The following is a 19,883-nucleotide window of genomic DNA, read 5'->3' on the forward strand; positions in this document are numbered from 1 at the left end:
GAACAGCCGGATCAGCGAGCTATTACCCTACGCCGAAAACAGCTTCAGTTAATGTCTGCTAGCTTATTACATTATTTTAATCACACAACGCGAGTTCGCCGTTCGGTTACGGAGCCAGTACCTATATCGGCAACATGCTGGCAATGAATATCCGTTGGGGCAACTTGCTAATGGGTAAAATGATTGTTGCAGGAGACTTATCAGGCACGCCTCGGGTGCAGGCGCAGCGGCATGCTCTGCTCACTGCAGATGCGGTAAAAAAAGCTTATGATTATCACGTCAACCTTCCTGTAGCCCCTCCGTTTTTTACTACACTACATTTAGTAGGGATATTTTTTTAGCAAGGCTCTCACTAAATAATTCTTATTTGATAATCGTATTCTTGGCGTTTCTAAAAATTCATGCAATCAGTGACATTCCTTAATAATTTGTAAACTAAACGTATTGTCATCTGATCTAAAACAACGCCGGCGTATAGAGGATGATTTTAATGAATCGTATATACCGTATTGTTTTTAACTGTGCATTAGGGCTTGTGCAAGTGGCTTCTGAATTGGCACGCGGTGCTGGTAAGTCACACCAAAGCAGCACTGTGGTTGAAAGTGATGGACATTATGATTCCGAACGTCAAAAAATCGGTTCGCCAAACTGTTATCACTCCATCGGTGGCCAAGGGGTTTCTTGCTACTTTTTGGGGCAAGTGACAGATGGCCCTCAATCTTGTGCCAGAAAAATAACACATTGGCCACTGCTCAGCGCCATATGTCTTCTCATGCTCTCTCAGGGGGTTTCAGCTAACGGAACAGGGGGTGCGAACGCTTCCGTCCTAGGGGGAATGGGGCTTATGGTGGTGCAGGCGGTGGCGGCGGCGCTAGCGGTGCAGGAGGGCAACCCAGTTCCCGTTCTACGGCAGGTTCTCCCGGTTTGGCTAACGGTACCGGAGGGGCAGGTTCTCCAGGATCAGGTGCAGATACCGATCCCGTAGGAGCCGCCGGGACAGGGGGGAGCGTGGGCAGTGCCGGTAACCCTGTTGGGGGGGCGGGCGGTGCCGGGGGGAATGCGGCTTGTGTCCCTTCTTGTTCCGGAGGGTTCGGTGCTGGCGGCGGCGGCGGCGGTGCCGGATTTGTAGGTAGTACATTGAACGCGGTTACTGCCATCATGCGGGGAGGGCGGGGTGGCAATGGTGGTAGCGCTATATCGGGCAATGCGGACGGAGGAAGTGGTGGTGGCGGTGGCGCCGGTGTTGTACTCAACGGGACCGGTACTACCACTATAAATAACAATATTTTCGGTGGTGATGGGGGTAATGGAGGAGGGGGCTTTGGTGTCGGCGGCTCTGGTTTTGGCGGTGGTGCTGGCAGTGGTCTGGTGAGTAACGGCATCTCGGTTATTAATAGCCGTTCTATTACCGGTGGTGCCGGAGGTGTTGGGGGAACCAGTGCGACGGCTACGCACAGCCGCTCTGGCGGTGTAGGCGGTTCTGGCGTTACGGGATCATCCTTTACGTTAACTAACAGTGGAGTTATTCAGGGCGGTAATGGAGGAGCAAGTGGTACGGGGGCTACAGGTACTCCAGGTGCAGCGGCATTAGGCGGTATTGGTATCACCGGCAGTAACATAAGGATCATCAACTCTGGCACTATTATTGGCGGCAACAGTGCCGACTCGGTGCGCAATAATGCTATCTCATTTACCAGTGGTACCAATAGCCTAGAGTTACAGACTGGCTATTCTATTACCGGAAACATCGGCGGGAGCGGAACCAATACGTTGATATTAGGGGGAGACACCAATGCATCCTTCAATATGTCGAATATAGGCGGTCAATACAATAGTTTTAGTGCGTTACAAAAGACCGGTAATAGTGCCTGGACGTTGATAGGAAGCAGCACCACGACTATGCCATGGACTATCACTGCAGGTACATTACAGACGGCTGTTAATGGTGGACTAGGACGCGGTGCAATCAGTGTTGGCAATGGGAGTACTTTATTCTTTAACAACTATGCGAGTGGAACTCTTGTTACATTTAACACTAATACACTCAGTGGTGCAGGGACCTGGACATTAAATAACAGCAATATCAATTTGGCCAGTCTTAACTCGGCTAGCAATTTTACGGGTGCTATTAATCTCACCAACACTTCAAGTTTAACTATTAATAATGCAACGGGATTAAATGCTAATGCCAACCTCAATATGGAGAATGCTAATAGTCGGTTACTGATTAACACGACGGCTAACTATACTCTCAATAATACTATTACTGGCGCAGGGCAAATCAATGTCAATGGTGGTAATGCTACCTTTGGTTTTGGTGCCGGTGCTGGCAGCGCGTTTACCGGTACGGTGAATCTGCAAAATAGCCAGTTCGCCTTGGCGAATAATAATACTGCTGCGTTAACCCGCTCCACGCTCATCCTTGATAGTGGCAGTAGTACCACCGTTGGGGCTGCAGGTACCTCGAGTACGCAAAATATCGGTAACCTGGGTATAACCGGCGGTACATTAGCGTTTTACAGCAATCTATTCAGCGATCGTGCGGATAGCATCATCTCAACGTCAGCCCTGACCGCGAGTAGCGGTGTAATTAATATTATTGGTGATGGTGCGACCAATGTAGATACGCTTAGTGGGAATAACTCGTTACTCAATCAAATCGTTAATACCCAGTGGACACAGCTTGTCAGCTCCACGAGTGCCGGCAGTGTCAATGGGTTAACTATGCAGGTCAATGGTGCGGCAGTGGGCCAAGGTGGGCGTTATGGCATTAGGCAAAATAATGTACATGTCGCCAACGGTATTTATGATTTTGGTTTATCTAATATCGGGAGTAATGGTCAAGGGCTCTATATGAGTTATGACCTTGGTGCCCTGGAGCTACTGCAAGATGGCCCGGATGCACTGGTGATAGCCACCGACGGAGTCGCGGGTTCTAACACCCATTTATCTGTCAACATTTTCGGCAGTGGTGGCCTGGTGCTGGACGGCACCCTGGCCCCGCTCACCCTATCCAACACCGCCAACAGTTACAGCGGCAGTACCACTATTCAGGGAACGGTACTGGCCGGGGGTAATGGCACCCTGGGCAACACCTCTTTGCTGGCGGTTAACGGCGGCAGTACTTTTAATCTCAACAATTACACCCAGAGTGTGCAGGGTGTAAGCAACAACGGCACGGTGCTGTTGGGCAGCGGTCTGCTGACCAGCGGCGCGTTCACCAATGCTGGCGTGATGGACCTGGGGACCGGGACGCTGGCGCTGACCGCTGGCGGGAGCTCCAACGTTACCGGGGGTTTGACGGGCGGTGGGGTGTTGAATGTTCAGGGGGGCACCTTGACCGTCAGTGCCGCAAACAGTGGCCTGACGGCGGACACCCGGATAGACAGCGGTGCCTCGCTGGTGCTGAACGGTGCCGGGACGCTGGGCAGCAGTGACGTGAACGTGGCGGGCAGCCTGACGTTTGCCCGGGATGGCAGTTTTGCCAATCTGCTGAGTGGTACCGGCACTGTCAATACCCAGGGGGATGTGCGGTTAAGTGGGGCCAACACCTTCACCGGTGCCCAGGTGATTGCGGCGGGCAGCCGGTTGAGCGTCACCGCCGCCAATAATCTGGGGGCCGCGGCAGCGACGGTGGCTTTAGCTGCCGATACCTCGACGCTGGAGTTCGATGGGGTAAACGGCGCGGTGGCCAATGCGCTCAGCGGGGTGAGCGGCTCAACGGTGAGCGTCAATCAGGGGGCCGTGATGTCGCTGACCGGGGATAACAGCACCTTCCAGGGGCAGTATGCGCTGGCGGGGGGCAGCACCCTGACGGTGTCACAGGCACAGCACCTGGGCCAGGGCTCGGTAGATATCGCCGATGGCAGCACGCTGCTGTTTGCCACCTACGCCGGTGGCCTGTTGAGTACGCTGAACAACAGTCTGAGCGGGAGTGGAGACTGGACGCTGAGCGCCAGCCATCTTGACCTGAGCAACAGCAATCATGCCCAGGGCTTCAGCGGTACGGTGAATCTTACCAACGGCACCCGCCTGACCCTCGACAGCGGCACGGTGCTCAACAATGCCACGGTGATGAACGTGGCGGATGGCAGCAGTGCGCTGAACCTGACCAGCAGCGGGGCATTGACTTTCAACAATACGCTGCTGGGGAGCGGGGACGTGAACGTCAATACCAATAATGCGGCGTTTAACTTTGGCGCCGCGGTAGGCAACAACTTCGCCGGTAACGTGAATCTGCAAAACACCCTGTTTGATTTGTCTGGCACCAACACCGTGGCGTTAACGCAAGCAACGCTGGCGCTCAATGCGGGAAGTCTCACCACCGTGGGGAGCAGCGGGGTAAGCAGCAGCGAAGCGGTGGGTAATGTTGCTGTGAATGGCGGTACGTTGAAATTTTATGCCGCGATCCCTGGTCAACTGGCGGATGGAGTGATTGCGACCAGCAACTTTATCGCTAACAGCGGTGTGGTCAATGTGTTGGGCAACGTCTCTATTGATAACACCCCTCCTGGTGGTTCATTACTGAATCAGATCTCTGCCGCTAACGGCATTCAACTGGTCAGTGCCCAGAACGCCTCAGGGGCGAATACCCTCACGCTGCAAATCAACGGTATCGCAGTCGGGCAAGATACTGTCAAGCAGATCGATCAGGGGGGCGTACATGTTGCTGATGGCATTTACGATTATGGCCTGAGCAATACGGGGGATAACGGCGCGGGCTTGTACATGAATTATGCCCTCACGGCCCTGCAACTGATTGAAGATGGCCCGGATGCGTTGGTGATAGCCACCGACGGAGTCGCGGGTTCTAACACCCACTTATCGGTCAATATTTTCGGCAGCGGGGGGCTGGTGCTGGACGGCACCCTGGCCCCGCTCACCCTATCCAACACCGCCAACAGTTACAGCGGCAGTACCACCATTCAGGGAACGGTACTGGCCGGGGGCAATGGCACCCTGGGCAACACGTCTTTGCTGGCGGTTAACGGCGGCAGTACTTTTAATCTCAACAATTACATGCAGAGTGTGCAGAGTATAAGCAACAACGGCACGGTGCTGTTGGGCAGCGGCCAACTGACCAGCGGCGCGTTCACCAATGCCGGCGTGATGGACCTGGGGACCGGGACGCTGGCGCTGACCGCTGGCGGGAGTTCCAGCGTTACCGGTGGCCTGACGGGGGCGGGGCTGTTGGAGGTTCAGGGGGGCACTTTTACGGTGAGTGCCGCAAACAGTGGCCTGACGGCGGACACCCGGATAGACAGCGGTGCCTCGCTGGTGCTGAACGGTGCCGGGACGCTGGGCAGCAGTGACGTGAACGTGGCGGGCAGCCTGACGTTTGCCCGGGATGGCAGTTTTGCCAATCTGCTGAGTGGAACCGGCACTGTCAATACCCAGGGGGATGTGCGGTTAAGTGGGGCCAACACCTTCACCGGCGCCCAGGTGATTGCGGCGGGCAGCCGGTTGAGCGTCACCGCCGCCAATAATCTGGGGGCCGCGGCGGCGACGGTGGCTTTAGCTGCCGATACCTCGACGCTGGAGTTCGATGGGGTAAACGGCGCGGTGGCCAATGCGCTCAGCGGGGTGAGCGGCTCAACGGTGAGCGTCAATCAGGGGGCTGCGGTGTCGCTGACCGGGGATAACAGCAACTTCCTGGGGCAGTATGCGCTGGCGGGGGACAGTACCCTGACGGTGTCACAGGCACAGCACCTGGGCCAGGGCTCGGTAGATATCGCCGATGGCAGCACGCTGCTGTTTGCCACCTACGCCGGTGGCCTGTTGAGTACGCTGAACAACAGTCTGAGCGGGAGTGGAGACTGGACGCTGAGCGCCAGCCATCTTGACCTGAGCAACAGCAATCATGCCCAGGGCTTCAGCGGCACGGTGAATCTTACCAACGGCACCCGCCTGACCCTCGACAGCAGCACGGTGCTCAACAATGCCACGGTGATGAACGTGGCGGATGGCAGCAGTGCGCTGAACCTGACCAGCAGCGGGGCATTGACCTTCAACAATACGCTGCTGGGGAGCGGGGACGTGAACGTCAGCACCAATAATGCGGCATTTAACTTTGGCGCCGCGGTAGGCAACAACTTTGCTGGTAACGTGAATCTGCAAAACACCCTGTTTGATTTGTCCGGCACCAACACCGCGGCGTTAACGCAAGCAACGCTGGCGCTCAATGCGGGAAGTCTCACCACCGTGGGGAGCAGCGGGGTAAGCAGCAGCGAAGCGGTGGGTAATGTTGCTGTGAATGGCGGTACGTTGAAATTTTATGCCGCGATCCCTGGTCAGCAGTCGGACGGTATGATTACCACGGATAATTTTACGGCCAGTAGTGGCATTGTGAATGTCTTGGGGAATGTCACCATTGATAATACGCCTCCTAATGGTTCATTACTGAATCAGATCTCTGCCATCAATGGTATTCAACTGGTAAGCGCCAATACGGCCTCGGGAGCCAGTCATTTAACTTTGCAGATTAATGGTAATGCGGTTGGGCAGGATACCGCCTACCAGATCGACCAAGGCGGCGTACATGTTGCTGATGGCATTTACGATTATGGCCTGAGCAATATTGGGCGCAATGGCGCGGGTTTGTACATGAATTATGCCCTCACGGCCCTGCAACTGATTGAAGATGGCCCGGATGCGCTGGTGATAGCCACCGACGGAGTCGCGGGTTCTAACACCCACTTATCTGTCAACATTTTCGGCAGTGGTGGCCTGGTGCTGGATGGTACCTTGGCTGCGTTAACCCTCTCCAACAGTAACAACAGCTACACCGGTACGACCACGATTAGGGGAGGTAACGTCCTGCTAGGGGGCAATGGTGCCTTAGGCAACACGTCTTTGCTGGCGGTTAACGGTGGCAGTACCTTCAATCTCAACGGCTACAACCAGAGTGTGCAAAGCTTGGCCAATAACGGCGCGATACTGTTAGGCGGCAGCATACTGACGAGCGGTGTGTTAACTAATACGGGCACCATGGATCTGGGAACGGGGACGTTGTCACTTACCTCTGGTGGGACATCCACCAGCACAGGGGGGTTGATCGGTAACGGGTTGCTGCATCTTCAGGGGGGGACCTTCACCGTTAGCGGTGCCAACGGTGATTTGGCTGGCAATACTGAGATTGATAACGGCGCGGTACTGGCGCTGAACGGTGCCGGGACGCTGGGCAGCAGTGAAGTGAATGTAGAAGGGAGCCTGAATCTTGCCCGGGATGGCAGTTTTGCCAACGCGTTGAGCGGTACGGGCACTATCAACACCTTGGCAGATGTGCAGTTAAGTGGGGTTAACACCTTTACCGGCTCCCATGTGATTGCGGCGGACAGCCGGTTAACCGTTACTGCTGCCAATAATCTGGGGGCGCAAGCTGCTATGGTGAATTTGACCACGAGTAGCTCAGAACTGGCATTCAATGGGGTTCACGGGGTGGTAGCTAACGCGTTAACCGGGGTGACGGGCTCAACGGTGAGCGTCAGTCATGGCGCAGAGATGTCGCTGATCGGGGATAACAGTAACTTCTTTGGCCAATATGATCTGGTGGGCAGCAGTATCCTGACGGTAATGCAGGATCTGAATCTGGGCAATGGATCGGTGGCGATTGCCAGAGGCAGCAGCTTGCTGCTTAGTAATTATGCCAACGGGGCATTAAGTTCACTGAAGAATGTGTTAAGCGGGGTGGGGGATTGGAGCCTGGAGGAGAGCCACATCGATCTGACCAATAACAGTAATGCACAGAATTTCAGTGGCATGGTGAACATCGCCAACGGCTCCAGTTTGGCTATTAACAACAATACACTCCTAAACAGTGCCGTCACTCTGAATGTGGTGGATGATGGCAGCGATCTGAACATCAACACCAGTGCTCCTTTCACTTTCAGTCATGCGCTGATTGGTTTAGGTGATGTGAATGTCGATACCAACAACACAGCATTTCACTTTGGGGCTGCGGTGGGCAGTGCTTTTGCTGGCAATGTGAAACTGCAAAATACCCTGTTTGATCTTTCTGGCCTCAATACCAGCGCGTTAACACGGGCGACATTGGGCCTGGAGGGGGGGAGTAACACCACGGTCGGTGATGGGGTCCAGGCCATAGGTGGCTTGGTGATGACGGGGGGATTATTAACCTATGCCAATCTCACTGAAAATAATGGTCTGGTCACCAGCGAGGGCAAGATAGCAGCGCAAACCATCGATACCCGCTCTGGCGGTAAGGTGAGTGTAAATCTGCCGCAAAATCTATCGCCCAGTATCAAGGGCTTGAATACCCTGGATCTTGACACTGGGGTAATTGTTGTCGGATTGGCACAGGGTGCAGCCATGGGAAGCGGTGATGAGCTTACGCTGACCGATGGTAACGATATTCCAATTGTGACCACATATCAGCAAGGTATCACCAATCCGAATGACACTACCGTGGCGGCAATGGGAACCTTTAAGTATGGGCTCAGTACTGGGGTTGATCAGGATGGCTTATATGTTAACTACGGTTTGAAACAGCTTGAGTTGCTGACCAGCGGCACTGAAGCGCTGATATTGCAGGGCACGCTGGCCAATAACGGTACGCTGCATAATAACCTCAATGCCAAAGTCACCGGCAGTGGCGACTTGGCGATTGACACTCTCAATGATGGCACCATCATTACCTTATCTAATGGCCACAATGATTACACCGGGGATACGCTGGTTCGCTCCGGTATCCTGAAACTGGTTGTGGATTCAGCCTTGGGTGACACGGCAAATCTTGCCATTAACACCGGTGCCAGCGTGGATTTAAATGCACATTCCCAAACGGTGGGGGCATTAAATACAGGCAGTAATAGCACCTTGAAACTCAACAATGGCAGCCTGACGGTGAAAAATGGCGGGCAAGCTAATGGCGTGATGAGCGGTGCGGGTGACTTGATACTGGATGCGGGCACCCTCAAGCTGACCAGTAATAGCCCAGACTACCTTGGCACGACACATATCCACTCTGCAGCCAATGCGGAACTGGCTCAAACTGCAGCCTTGGGACAGGGCACGATTATTGTGGATGGCAACCTGACGATGGCAAATGCGGTGGGGGATCTTGCCAATGGGCTACAAGGGGCGGGGAAAACTGACCTGACTGATGCAGCCGACGTTCGGCTGACGGGGAATAGCAGCCTGTATACCGGTACTTTCTTCACGCAAATGGGGACAACACTACAGGCTGGAACCACCGAAAATTTGGGTTCCGCCACCGTGGTCAATGAGGGGCGTTTAGTTCTGGATACCGATACGCTCTGGCAGTTTGACACCCCAGTCAGCGGCCATGGTTCGGTGATTAAGGCAGGCAGCGGCACGCTGCAAATAGCCAATAATCTGGTGAGTGCCAACAGCACAATCGTCAGAGCTGGCCGGTTATTGCTGAGCACTATTCCTGTCATACCCACTAATCTGCAGGTCAGTACCTTTGCTGCCAGTGGGATATCTCAGGCTGTCTTGCACAGCGACGTATCGGTTGAGGCGAACGCTACCTTGGCCGGTGACGGTCAGGTGATGGGAAATGTGACCAATGCGGGCAATATCAGTGTCGGGCGTAATGCAACGGCGGCAGATTATGCGGATTTCACTATTAATGGCAACTATGTTGGCAATAACGGCAATATCACATTTGATAGCGTGTTAGGGGATGATGCCTCTAACACGGATAGACTGGTGATCACCGGTAGTACCTCCGGCAATAGTCTGGTGACGGTGAATAATATTGACGGTCAAGGGGCGGAAAATATCAAAGGTATTGAAATCATCCACGTGGGTGGCGCTTCTGCGGGTAATTTTACATTAAATGGCCGTGCAGTGGCGGGGGCGCTGGATTACTTCCTTTACAAAGGAACTCCAGCCGATCCTAGCGATGGTAGCTGGTATTTGCGCTCTAACTATGAAGATCCGGCCAAGGATACCTATCGTCCAGAAGCGGGCAGTTATCTGGCCAACATTTCTGCCGCCAATAATTTGTTCAATACTCGCCTGGATGACATAAAACCCTCTCTTAATGGCGGTGAAAGCAGCCTATGGCTACGTCAGTTGGGATCGCGCACTAAGTTCAACGATGCCTCCGGCCAGCTTTCCAACAGCAGTAATAACTATGTTGTGCAACTGGGAGGGGAGGTGTTTAAAGGCCAACTGACGGGAGAAGATGATTTTTCAGTAGGGGTTATGGCGGGATACGGCCAGAGCAATGGCAGCTCAGACTCGCGGGAAAGCCAGTATCGTTCTGACAACCGTTTAAATGGTTATTCTCTTGGGGTATATAGCACTTGGTATCAGTATGCGAATAAGCGTAATAGCCCTTACCTACATGATTGGCTGCAATACTCCTGGTTCAACAGTTCCATCAAGGGGCAGGCAGAGGAGGGAGAGGATCAACGGTTGCATGGTATTAGCGCCTCTGTGGAGGGGGGATATCCGGTGCAGGTTTATCAACTCGCTGATAACACGGGCTATATCACACCACAGGCTCAGTTGACCCTCAACGGTGTGAAAATGAGTGATTTTACCGAGGCCAACGGTACTCGGGTACAACAAAGTCGCAGTTACAATCTACAATCCCGTGTCGGGGTGAAATTCTCCAATGATACACAGATAACGGGTGATAAAACCGGTAGCAACCTCTTCACCACCTATGCTGCTCTTAATTACATCGCCAATAGCCATATGTCGGGGGTCACCCTGAATGGAACCACGTTACAACAGACGGGTAACCGCCATTTGGTTGAAGTACAGGTTGGTGCTGAAGGTAAGTTAACTAAAAATTTAACCGTTTGGGGGAACCTGACAGACCAGATTGGTCAGCAGGGGTATGACAATAAGGCGGTGATGCTGGGGGTGAAATATTCGTTTTAACCGGTTGTTATCCAAGTGAAACGAGTTGCAAGGCGAGCGTTTCATATATTGATGACATCGTAGAATCTCCGATTCTGGAGTGGGATTATTGTTTCTGCGATCAAAAAGGCGTAGGCGTGCCAGTAGCAGCAACGTTTCCAGCGGATGGATTCGTTGCTGAGGTTCGACAGCTTGCAGGCCCACGCTCTGCTCGCCAGCGGCATCGCCCCAGGTTGGCGCAACACCGGAAAGTAAAAAATACCCTGGCAGAAACATTCCCCGCACGCTGCCTTCTTTTCTCTGGCGGCACGCAGTATTACCTGGGCGTTCCCTTCAGCCACGGAGCAAGCTTTTCTTGCGCAGCCGTTATTTGGTTACCTATCCATATCACTACGCCATCGGGCCTGACCAGGGCCGCCTGGCCAACAGACAACCGATTGTTAGGCGAGTCATGGCTGACGCTTGCCGTATGCAGGTTGGGAAAATGCTGCCGTAATTTTGTTGCCAGCGCCGGTGCCTGATGATGAACCAAAACAAACTCCCTCTTCCGCAGCAACTGCGTTAGACTCTGCCGCTGTGCCTGCTGCCGATCCGGCTGCAAAAACAGCAAAGGTAAGCGACGCCCCACCAGCCGATGATCGCCTTTACGCCGCAGGCTGCGATATTGCACGCCTTCACCCGCCAAGGCATTAACGACCTTTTGAGCGACGTACGGGATGCGCGTGGTCTGCAACCCGAGCCAATGGAGTAAACGGCCAGCCGGGCCAGATGCGGTATTAAAACGAAACAGCAGGTCGGTATTGCGCAATGCCGCGGCGGCGAGGGGTTTTCGTTCACTTTCGTAACTGTCTAAAATATCTACCGGCAGGGTTCCCTGGATGGTGCCCGCCAGCTTCCAGGAGAGATTAGCCGCATCGCCAATCCCCATCTGCAACCCCTGTCCTCCTGCGGGCACATGGGTGTGGGCCGCGTCTCCCAGCAAAAATACCCGCCCTTGGCGGTAATGGGCCGCCAGGCGCTGCTTGCTGCGATAACGTGCGCTCCATAATACCTGGCTGAGGCCAAAATCATGCCCCAGAATCGCCTGCATCCCGCCGGCAATCTCCTCATGGGTGACCGGCTGTTCAACCGGGATATCCATGCGTGCATTATCTTCAATGCTGACCCGATAGCTGCCGTCGGGTAACGGGAATAGGGCGACCAGCCCCCTGGAGACAGAACGTGCGTGTACGGCAGGGGACGGTGGCTGCTGCAGCAGCACGTCCGCAACCACCAACGAATGTGGGTAATCCTGGCCCGGAAAGGGAATATCAAGTAACTGCCGTACCGTGCTGTTAACCCCGTCGGCACCGAGAACCCAGTCATATTTCACCTGATGTTGCCGAGCGGGGGTGCCATGTTCCAAGGTTACCTCAACGCTATCCTGGTGGGCGGCCAGTGCGGTGACTTTATAACCGCGCTGCAGATTTACCCCGACACGCAGAGCCCATTCGGTTAATACCGACTCTGTTTGCGACTGCGGGATAATAACCATGTAGGGATATTCACAGGGCAAGCGGGAGAATGAGAGCGTCCTGCCAGCCCGATCGCCAAGCGGTGCACTTGTCCACACGATCCCACGACGGATCATTTCGTCGGCAACGCCCCAGGCATTGAGCAATTCCAGCGTGACGGGTTCCAGGCCAAAGGCGCGGGAATAAGGCGAGGCAAGCGGTCTTTTATCGATAAGGTCAACGGCGATCCCTTGAGCGGCCAGCGCGGCTGCTACGGCTAGCCCAACAGGGCCCGCCCCCACAACCAGAACCCGTTGTACAGATTGGGGATTAGTGTCCATGCTGAATCGGTGCTCCGTGATCCGGGCGGAAAGTTGCCACAATGATGCGCTGCTCGGTCGTTTGTGAGGTTATTTTCTTCAGCCCGGCGTGGTGAGCCAGACGAATGATTTCACCTTCCGGGCGGTAATCTGCCAGCGATCCCAATAGCCAGTTAATCAGCGTAGTTACCCCCCAACCTGCCGGGGCGTTTTCCACTAGGCAAAACAGCCCCTGGGGCTTCAGCAAGCGCCGCACTTCACGCAGGCCTGCGGATTTATCGCCCCAGTGGCCGAATGACATCGAACAAACCACCCAATCCACGCTTGCGCTGGGGAGAGGCACGGATTCCGCGCTGCCCTGAATGAATGACGCAAAAGGACGCCGTTTCTTCCCCTCGCTGATCATGCCCTGCGCCGGATCGATGCCGACATAGTTTGCCGTAGGCCATTGTGTGTGCAATTGCGCTAATAACGCCCCCGTTCCGCAACCGATATCCAGCACACAATCAGGCGCTGAAACATCCAGCGACTGGCTTAAGGTACGCAAACATTCATCATGCGCCTGGTGCAATTTCTCTGCGTATTTCTCTTCGTAAACCGGGGCGATGCGGCTGAATGTCTGGACAAAACCCGGGCTGCGCCTTCCTTTCTCTACGTCCTGATTGTTAGGCATGTTTTATATTCCGTGTCGCAAATGTTATCAAATATGAACAATCATTGTTGACATTTATCGATAAATGTCAAATTATAACTACAAGTTATGATTTGTTTCACCGTTTAATTCACTGTTTTTAAACTAAAAAATTATAATCAATATGGATTAATATGAAATTTAAATAAATATAAGTTAATTATTTAGAGTGCTAATTATAATTTCGATATTTATTTGATAAGGATATTTAATAGATCCTTAAGGGCGGCGTAAGGTGAAGTCATCACTCCGACAAAGCGTTCTCTGTGTACAGCAGTCTATTGATCCAGGATTGCCTGGCTTGTTACTGGAAGTGGTTTTTCGCGTCGACACCTCCATGTCGACTCCGCAACTGGTTGAGCGCATTGAACGGGTTGTTCAACGGCATGCGGCTCTCCGACAACGTTTTGCTCTTCGCGATGGCCACTATTGGATTAAACAAGCGCCACCAGAGGTTCAGGGCTATTGCCGGGTTCAACGCTTAAGCGCCACAGGCAGCACTACGTTACTATCTGCGACCCGTGAACCGATCGGGGCCGAGTCTGAACGCCTGTTTCATGCTGATATCATTGAAAAAGAGGGCGGAGAACGGTACCTGGTCTTTAGGATCCATCATGCCATTGCAGATCTCTGGTCCGTTGGCCTGCTGATCCGTGATTTTGGCGCTGGCTGCGAAGTGCCTGATGGCGATTGGCCACCAGCGTCAGCAAGCCCTGTGCGGATCGATCGCCAATTCTGGCGGCATTTATTGGCACGGGAAGTGCCGCTTTCTCTGCCGATGGCTTCCCGACGCTCTTCGCACACCGCGCGTAGCAAAGTACTGTCTTGTTTTGTGATCGAGCGAGACCGTACCGCTGCACTGCATCAATTAGCGGCGGCATGTGCAGTCACACCCTACGTCATCTTTCTTGCAGCCCAGGCACTGACCCTCGCCAGGCTAGGCCAAAGCCAACGGCCTGCGCTGGCGGTGACCTTCCACGGTCGCAATCGCAGCAACAGAGAACAGGTGGGGTATTTTGCCAATACGCTGTCGGTGCCTTTTGAGGTCGGCGAGTGCGATGTAAGCACCTTTATCAGGCAAACCGCCGCTCGTCTGGACAGTGTGTCACAGGCTACGCTCGGTGCCGGTTATCCTGAATTGGCACAGCAGATGGCGGAGGAGGGATATCAGCCCGCGCCTCCTTCTTCCGCGGTGATCTTCCAGCAAGACATGCCTGGCATGCCTCGAGGGTTGGCCGCAGCCTTATTGGGGATCGGGACGGTGCAGGTGGGGGAAATGGCGTTAACGGCCGTGGAGGCTCCACCCAGCATTGGCCCATTTGCCAGCGCATTGCTGTTAACCCAGCATGACGGCAGGCTGCATGGGCGGGTCGAGGTTGATCCTGCACAACACCCGGGTTGGCTGGCACAGGCAATGGCCGAGCAGTTTGCCCAGATGATTGAAGCGATGGTGCAACAGCCGTATGCCATGCTTGCCACCCTGCCGGTGGCTTTATTACCAAAACAGAACGCTCAGCCCACTTCCAGCGCAACGCCTGCAGCAGAAACGTTGATTGCGAGTTTTCTCCAACAGGCTGCCGTTTTCCCAGAGAGGCCTGCCGTGATCACGCCTCAGGCGGTGCTCAGTTATGCTGAGTTGGCGAGCCGGACGGCTATCATTGCGGCCGCGTTACGCCACAGGGGGCTCCAGCCCGGGCAAGCCGTAGCGATACTGCTGCCACGCGATATTTCTCTGATACCCACGTTACTGGCGGTGATGGCCTGCGGTGGCAGCTATGTGCCACTCAGTGAGAGTAACCCGGTTGAACTCAACCGTACCATTCTGGGCAAGGCCCGCTGCCGGGCGATCGTCACAGACGATAGCGGCATGGCGCAATATGGAGAGATCGCGTCGTGCTGGCCGGTCGAAAGCCTGCTGGCGGGCGCAGAGGCCCCCTTAGAAGATCTGTCCACGCTTCAGGCAACGGCCTACACCCTGTTTACCAGCGGTTCGACGGGGGAACCGAAAGGCGTGGCGATCGCTCATGCCAACGCGGCCAACCTGCTGCGTTGGGCGGCTCGGGACTTTGGTGCGCAAGAGTTGGCGCAAACCTTGGCGGTTACGCCGCTGACCTTCGATCTTTCCATTTTTGAGTTATTTGCTCCGCTCACCGTTGGCGGCTGCGTCAGGCTGGTCTCCTCGGTGCTGTCGCTGATCGACTCAATGAGAATGATGGATCATGCGACGTTGCTGAACACGGTGCCTTCGGCGGCAGAAGCGTTGTTGCAGCATGATGCTTTCGGCAGTTCTTTGCGTGTTCTGAATCTTGCGGGGGAACCTTTGTCCCGCTATCTTTATCTGCGCCTTCAGCAAAAGTTGCCCGCCACGCGCATCGTCAATCTTTATGGCCCGACAGAAACCACCACCTATTCAACCGGCGCGGTTATCACGCCTCAACAGCCAGAGATCACCATCGGCTCTCCACTGTATGGTTCCTGGGTTGATGTAGTGGATGAAGACATGCAGCCCGTTGGGGTCGCTGTGCCGGGGGAGTTAATCATCTATGGTCATGGCGTCGCGCAAGGTTATGTCGGCGATCCGCAACGCACTGCCGCCGCATTTTTACCGGCTCCTGATGGTTTACGCTGTTACCGAACCGGAGATCGCGTTCGCTGGCTGCCAAATGGCGAGCTCGACTACCTTGGAAGGCAGGACGATCAGATCAAAATTCGTGGTTTTCGGGTTGAACTTGGGGCCGTTCAGGCGGCGCTGAGCGGTATGGATGAGATCCGCGAGTCTGTCGTGATGGTGGTTGGCAACGATCAACGACGCAGTATCGTGGCTTTTATCGTGCTGACGGAGCCAACCGCAGATGAGAACACCTCACGTCATATTATCAAGCAAGGTTTGCTTAGCCTGTTACCCCCCTATGCGCTGCCGGAAAAATTACTTTTTCTGCCAACGCTGCCAAGAAATAAACATGGCAAGGTTGATCGACACGCATTAATAAAACAGAGCACATACTCTGGGCCGGTAAATAATAATGCGCGCGCCATGACGGATATTGAGCAACGGGTTGCTGATTGCTGGCAGCAAGTTCTTGGCGGCGAAATACGGCTTTACGATCACTTTCTGGAAATTGGCGGGCATTCACTGTCGCTGACGCAATTAACCGGATTATTAAGGAAAGAATTTAATATTCATATTTTACTGCATGATCTATGGACCAGACCTACAGTCGAGCAGCAGGCTGCGCTTATTATTACGCTGCTGAATTCCTCACTGACAACGGCCGCGCCAACACCGATACCACGAGTTAATCGAAACAGTTTCCATCATTAATCAGGAGTGACGGATGAGCGTTAATTCATACCCTGTGGCCGCATTCCCCGCGTCACAAGGTCAGGAGCAGCTTTGGTTTCTTAATGAACTGAACCCGAATTCACAATTAGCCTATACCATGGCGGTAAGAGTCTCTATTAAAGGAAAACTCGATACTCTTCAGCTACAGCGCGCGGTTAACCGAGTCGTGGCAGCGCAAGAAATATTGCGCACGTCATTCCGCTACATTAATGGTGAATTAAATCAGGTTATTTCTCCGTCGGCCACGCTGCCTATTCATAAGGTAGATTGCATCAATGATAGCCACGCCTTGCAACGGCTGATCAATATGGAGGTGCGGCGTGGCTGGTCATTAACAACCGCTCCCATCTATCGCTTGTTATTAATTAGAACGGGCGAGGAGAACCATGAATTAATTATATGTACCCATCATATTGTCTGTGATGGTATTTCATTGCAGTTATTGCTCAAGCAAATCGTTACCGCTTATCAAACGCCACAGGATTCGCCGATAGTAGACGATGAGCAGCGGTTGCAATTTGTCGATTATGCCGCGTGGTCAAAACAACATGCGCATTTGGGTATGGACTATTGGCAAGCACAGTTGGCCGATGCGCCAACGGTGCTGGATATTACGTCGCTGCCTTCACGCGCTGAGCAGCAGACTTTTGCCGGTGCCAGAATCCCGTTGTCCTTTATAAAGGATGAGTGGCAAGCGCTGCGGCAGACGTTTGCACACCAGGGTATTTCTACCGCGTCCGTGTTTTTAGCTGCCTATTGTGTGGTGTTACACCGGCTGGCTGAACAGGCGGATATTCTTATCGGCGTCCCTACCTCAAACCGTTTGCGCTCAGAGTTGGCTCAGATGATTGGTTACGTGTCCAACATCGGTGTTTTTCGCAGCCGCTATGTTGATTGCCAAAGCGTGACGCAGTACCTGCAGGGCGTTCAGCAAACGCTGAGCAACCTGATTGAGCACGGGGAAACGCCGCTATTGGAAGTGCTGCACCGCGTTGAGCATGCGCGGCAACCCGGAGTGACCCCGTTGTTCCAGGTGCTGTTTGGCTATGAGCAAGACGTTCAACGCACGATAGAGAGCGGCGATCTGCAACTGACGCTGAGTGATATTGATATTGGCGCGGCACGTCTCGATTTATCGCTGTTTCTGTTCGAGGACAACACCGGTAACGTCAGTGGCTTCCTGGAATACGCCAGCGATCGGATCGAGGGTGAAACCGCGGAAAGCATCAGCCATATGCTCAGCAATGTGTTGCGTGCCTTTATCGCGGCACCCCAGGCCGCGCTGAGTTCGGTGCAGCTAGGCGTAGCGGACGCCCATCAGGCCGCCGAGATGTCCATCGAGCCATTTTTGAGCGTACCCGCCCGCCTGTTTGCGTTGGCAGAGCAGCAGCCTAACGCCATTGCCTTATGTGACGATCACGGCGAACTCAGTTTTGCGCAACTGCGGCGGCAGGTTGCGCTGGCAGCGGCAAGGCTGCGAGCCAACGGGGTGAAGAGGGGGATTCCGGTTGCGGTGATGGGCAAACGGGGGATCCCATGGGTTGTCACCCTGTTAGCCATTTGGCAGGCGGGCGGCATCTATGTCCCACTGGATGCGACATTGCCGGAACAGCGCCTGCGCAGCATTCTGGCGGAGCTGAAAGACGGGGTGCTGATTGCTGACGCCAGCGTTGCGGCGGCCCTTATACAGCCTGATACCTTGGCAATGACATCATTATGGGCGGGCAGTGAACCTACAGAGCAATACTGGGATAGCGCGGCCAGTATGCACTCTGGCTATATGATGTTTACTTCCGGCTCGACCGGCAAACCGAAAGGCGTGTTGGTCAGCCAGGGCAATTTAAGCTCTGCGCTAAGTGCTTTTGGTCAGTTGTTCAAGGTAACGCCCCATGATCGGATGCTGGCGTTGACCACTTTTTCTTTCGATATCTCGCTGCTGGAACTGTTGCTGACCTTAGTACACGGCGGCAGTGTTTACGTAGCCGCTGAGCAAAGCCAGCGCGATGCAGAAAAACTCGCAGGCTATCTGGCCGATCCTGACATCACCTTGGTTCAGGCGACGCCGAGCGGCTGGTCGCTTTTATTGTCAACCGGCTGGCAACCGCGTAAAAATCTGACCCTGCTCTGCGGCGGAGAAGCATTGCCACAGGATCTGGCCGATCGGCTATGCCAGCCAGGTACGGTTTTGTGGAACCTTTACGGCCCAACGGAAACAACGATCTGGTCAACGGCATACCGCATGTCACCCGGTGCCTCGGTACAGTTGGGTTACCCCATTCCGGGCACCCAGGTGAGCGTTGTCGATCAGGCGTTGAACAGGGTAGCTAAAGGCATGGTCGGTGAGCTGCTGATCTCCGGCCCCGGCGTCAGTCAAGGTTACTATGGCAACGCGCGGGAAACTGCGCAGAGGTTTGTGCCAAGCCTGATGCGCTCAGGGCAGCGCGCCTACTTAACCGGCGATAGAGTGCGTATGTTGCCAAACGGCTCGCTGGTTTATATCGGCCGCCGGGACGACCAGATTAAGCTGCGCGGCCACCGCATCGAATTGGGCGAGATCGAGGTGGCGCTGCGCAAGCTCCCCGGCATACAGGATGCCGTAGTGCACCTCTCCGGCCCACAGGCGGCTGGCGGTATACAGGCGTTTATTCAATTTTCTCCAGATATTGAGAGCGAACGGCTCGATCTTACCCCTTGGCTGGAGGCGCTGCGCCAAACGCTGCCGGCCGCCTGGTTGCCGACAGAATATTATCGGATCGACAGCATCCCTCTCACGCCGAACGGCAAACGCGATAAAAAGCGCCTCGGCAGCCTTGCCGTGCGCTTGGATACGCCCAGCCAAGGCATCGCGCCGCGAAATGAAACCGAAGCTCAGGTGCAGCGCATCTGGTGCAACCTGCTCAATCTCGAACACATCGGCGTTACCGACGACTTTTTCCAGCTCGGCGGCCATTCCATTTTGGTTGCTCGCATGGTCGAGAGCATTGAAGCCGCTTTCGGTCAGCGCGTACCCATCGCAGATATTTATGTTGCACCGACGATCGCACGCGTTGCGGCGACGTTGGATTCCATGAAATTTACAGGGAACACGCGGGTGGAACAGTCACTTGGCGATTGGGAGTTCACGGCCATCAGCCTTCAGGACAACACCCCTTGTTCATCCCCTGTTCAGGAGAGATAAA

At 54.4% G+C, this 19,883-nt stretch carries 8 protein-coding genes; 5 read left to right on the forward strand and 3 right to left on the reverse strand.

Annotated features, from left to right (window positions below; translation table 11 throughout):
• Window positions 1-143: 143 nt before the first annotated feature.
• Window positions 144-341: a hypothetical protein gene (locus WG891_RS23140; protein WP_337264691.1), complete on the forward strand. Its 198-nt coding sequence runs from the start codon at window positions 144-146 to the stop codon at window positions 339-341.
• Between the two features lie 149 nt (window positions 342-490).
• The gene (locus WG891_RS27135; protein ID WP_443006290.1) at window positions 491-985 is read left to right on the forward strand and encodes an ESPR domain-containing protein; all 495 of its coding nucleotides are present in this window, start codon (window positions 491-493) and stop codon (window positions 983-985) included.
• On the opposite strand, the gene WG891_RS23145 is transcribed toward WG891_RS27135, so the two are convergent.
• Window positions 961-1,455, reverse strand: a complete 495-nt coding sequence (locus tag WG891_RS23145; protein ID WP_337264690.1) for a hypothetical protein — start codon at window positions 1,453-1,455, stop codon at window positions 961-963. The genes WG891_RS27135 and WG891_RS23145 overlap by 25 nt on opposite strands.
• A 744-nt stretch (window positions 1,456-2,199) precedes the next feature.
• Between WG891_RS23145 and WG891_RS23150 the strand changes: the two genes are divergently transcribed.
• Window positions 2,200-10,878, forward strand: a complete 8,679-nt coding sequence (locus tag WG891_RS23150) for an autotransporter outer membrane beta-barrel domain-containing protein (protein ID WP_337264689.1) — start codon at window positions 2,200-2,202, stop codon at window positions 10,876-10,878.
• A 295-nt stretch (window positions 10,879-11,173) separates the two neighbouring features.
• On the opposite strand, the gene WG891_RS23155 is transcribed toward WG891_RS23150, so the two are convergent.
• Together WG891_RS23155 and WG891_RS23160 are read right to left on the reverse strand one after the other, a co-directional pair.
• A complete protein-coding gene (locus WG891_RS23155; protein ID WP_337264688.1) occupies window positions 11,174-12,691 on the reverse strand; it encodes an FAD-dependent monooxygenase in 1,518 nt (505 codons plus the stop codon).
• On the reverse strand, window positions 12,681-13,343 hold the full coding sequence (locus WG891_RS23160) for a class I SAM-dependent methyltransferase (RefSeq protein WP_337264687.1): 663 nt from the start codon (window positions 13,341-13,343) through the stop codon (window positions 12,681-12,683). The genes WG891_RS23155 and WG891_RS23160 overlap by 11 nt, the downstream gene beginning before the upstream one ends.
• A gap of 253 nt (window positions 13,344-13,596) precedes the next feature.
• Here WG891_RS23160 and WG891_RS23165 point away from each other — a divergent pair, with 253 nt between their 5' ends.
• On the forward strand, window positions 13,597-16,683 hold the full coding sequence (locus tag WG891_RS23165; protein WP_337264686.1) for an amino acid adenylation domain-containing protein: 3,087 nt from the start codon (window positions 13,597-13,599) through the stop codon (window positions 16,681-16,683).
• 13 nt (window positions 16,684-16,696) lie between these two features.
• Complete coding sequence (locus WG891_RS23170; protein ID WP_337264685.1) at window positions 16,697-19,882, forward strand: non-ribosomal peptide synthetase; 3,186 nt, start codon at window positions 16,697-16,699, stop codon at window positions 19,880-19,882.
• The last annotated feature ends 1 nt before the right edge of the window (window position 19,883 follow it).

The sequence above is a fragment of the Serratia sp. MMO-28 genome (assembly GCF_037199905.1).
In the GTDB taxonomy this organism is placed as follows: Bacteria; Pseudomonadota; Gammaproteobacteria; order Enterobacterales; family Enterobacteriaceae; genus Chania; species Chania oryzae.

Coding starts and splice junctions, on each gene's coding strand:
- WG891_RS23140 (WP_337264691.1), top strand. CDS start 144: ATGAATATCCGTTGGGGCAACTTGCTAATGGGTAAAATGATTGTTGCA.
- WG891_RS27135 (WP_443006290.1), top strand. CDS start 491: ATGAATCGTATATACCGTATTGTTTTTAACTGTGCATTAGGGCTTGTG.
- WG891_RS23150 (WP_337264689.1), top strand. CDS start 2,200: ATGGAGAATGCTAATAGTCGGTTACTGATTAACACGACGGCTAACTAT.
- WG891_RS23155 (WP_337264688.1), bottom strand. CDS start 12,691: ATGGACACTAATCCCCAATCTGTACAACGGGTTCTGGTTGTGGGGGCG.
- WG891_RS23160 (WP_337264687.1), bottom strand. CDS start 13,343: ATGCCTAACAATCAGGACGTAGAGAAAGGAAGGCGCAGCCCGGGTTTT.
- WG891_RS23170 (WP_337264685.1), top strand. CDS start 16,697: ATGAGCGTTAATTCATACCCTGTGGCCGCATTCCCCGCGTCACAAGGT.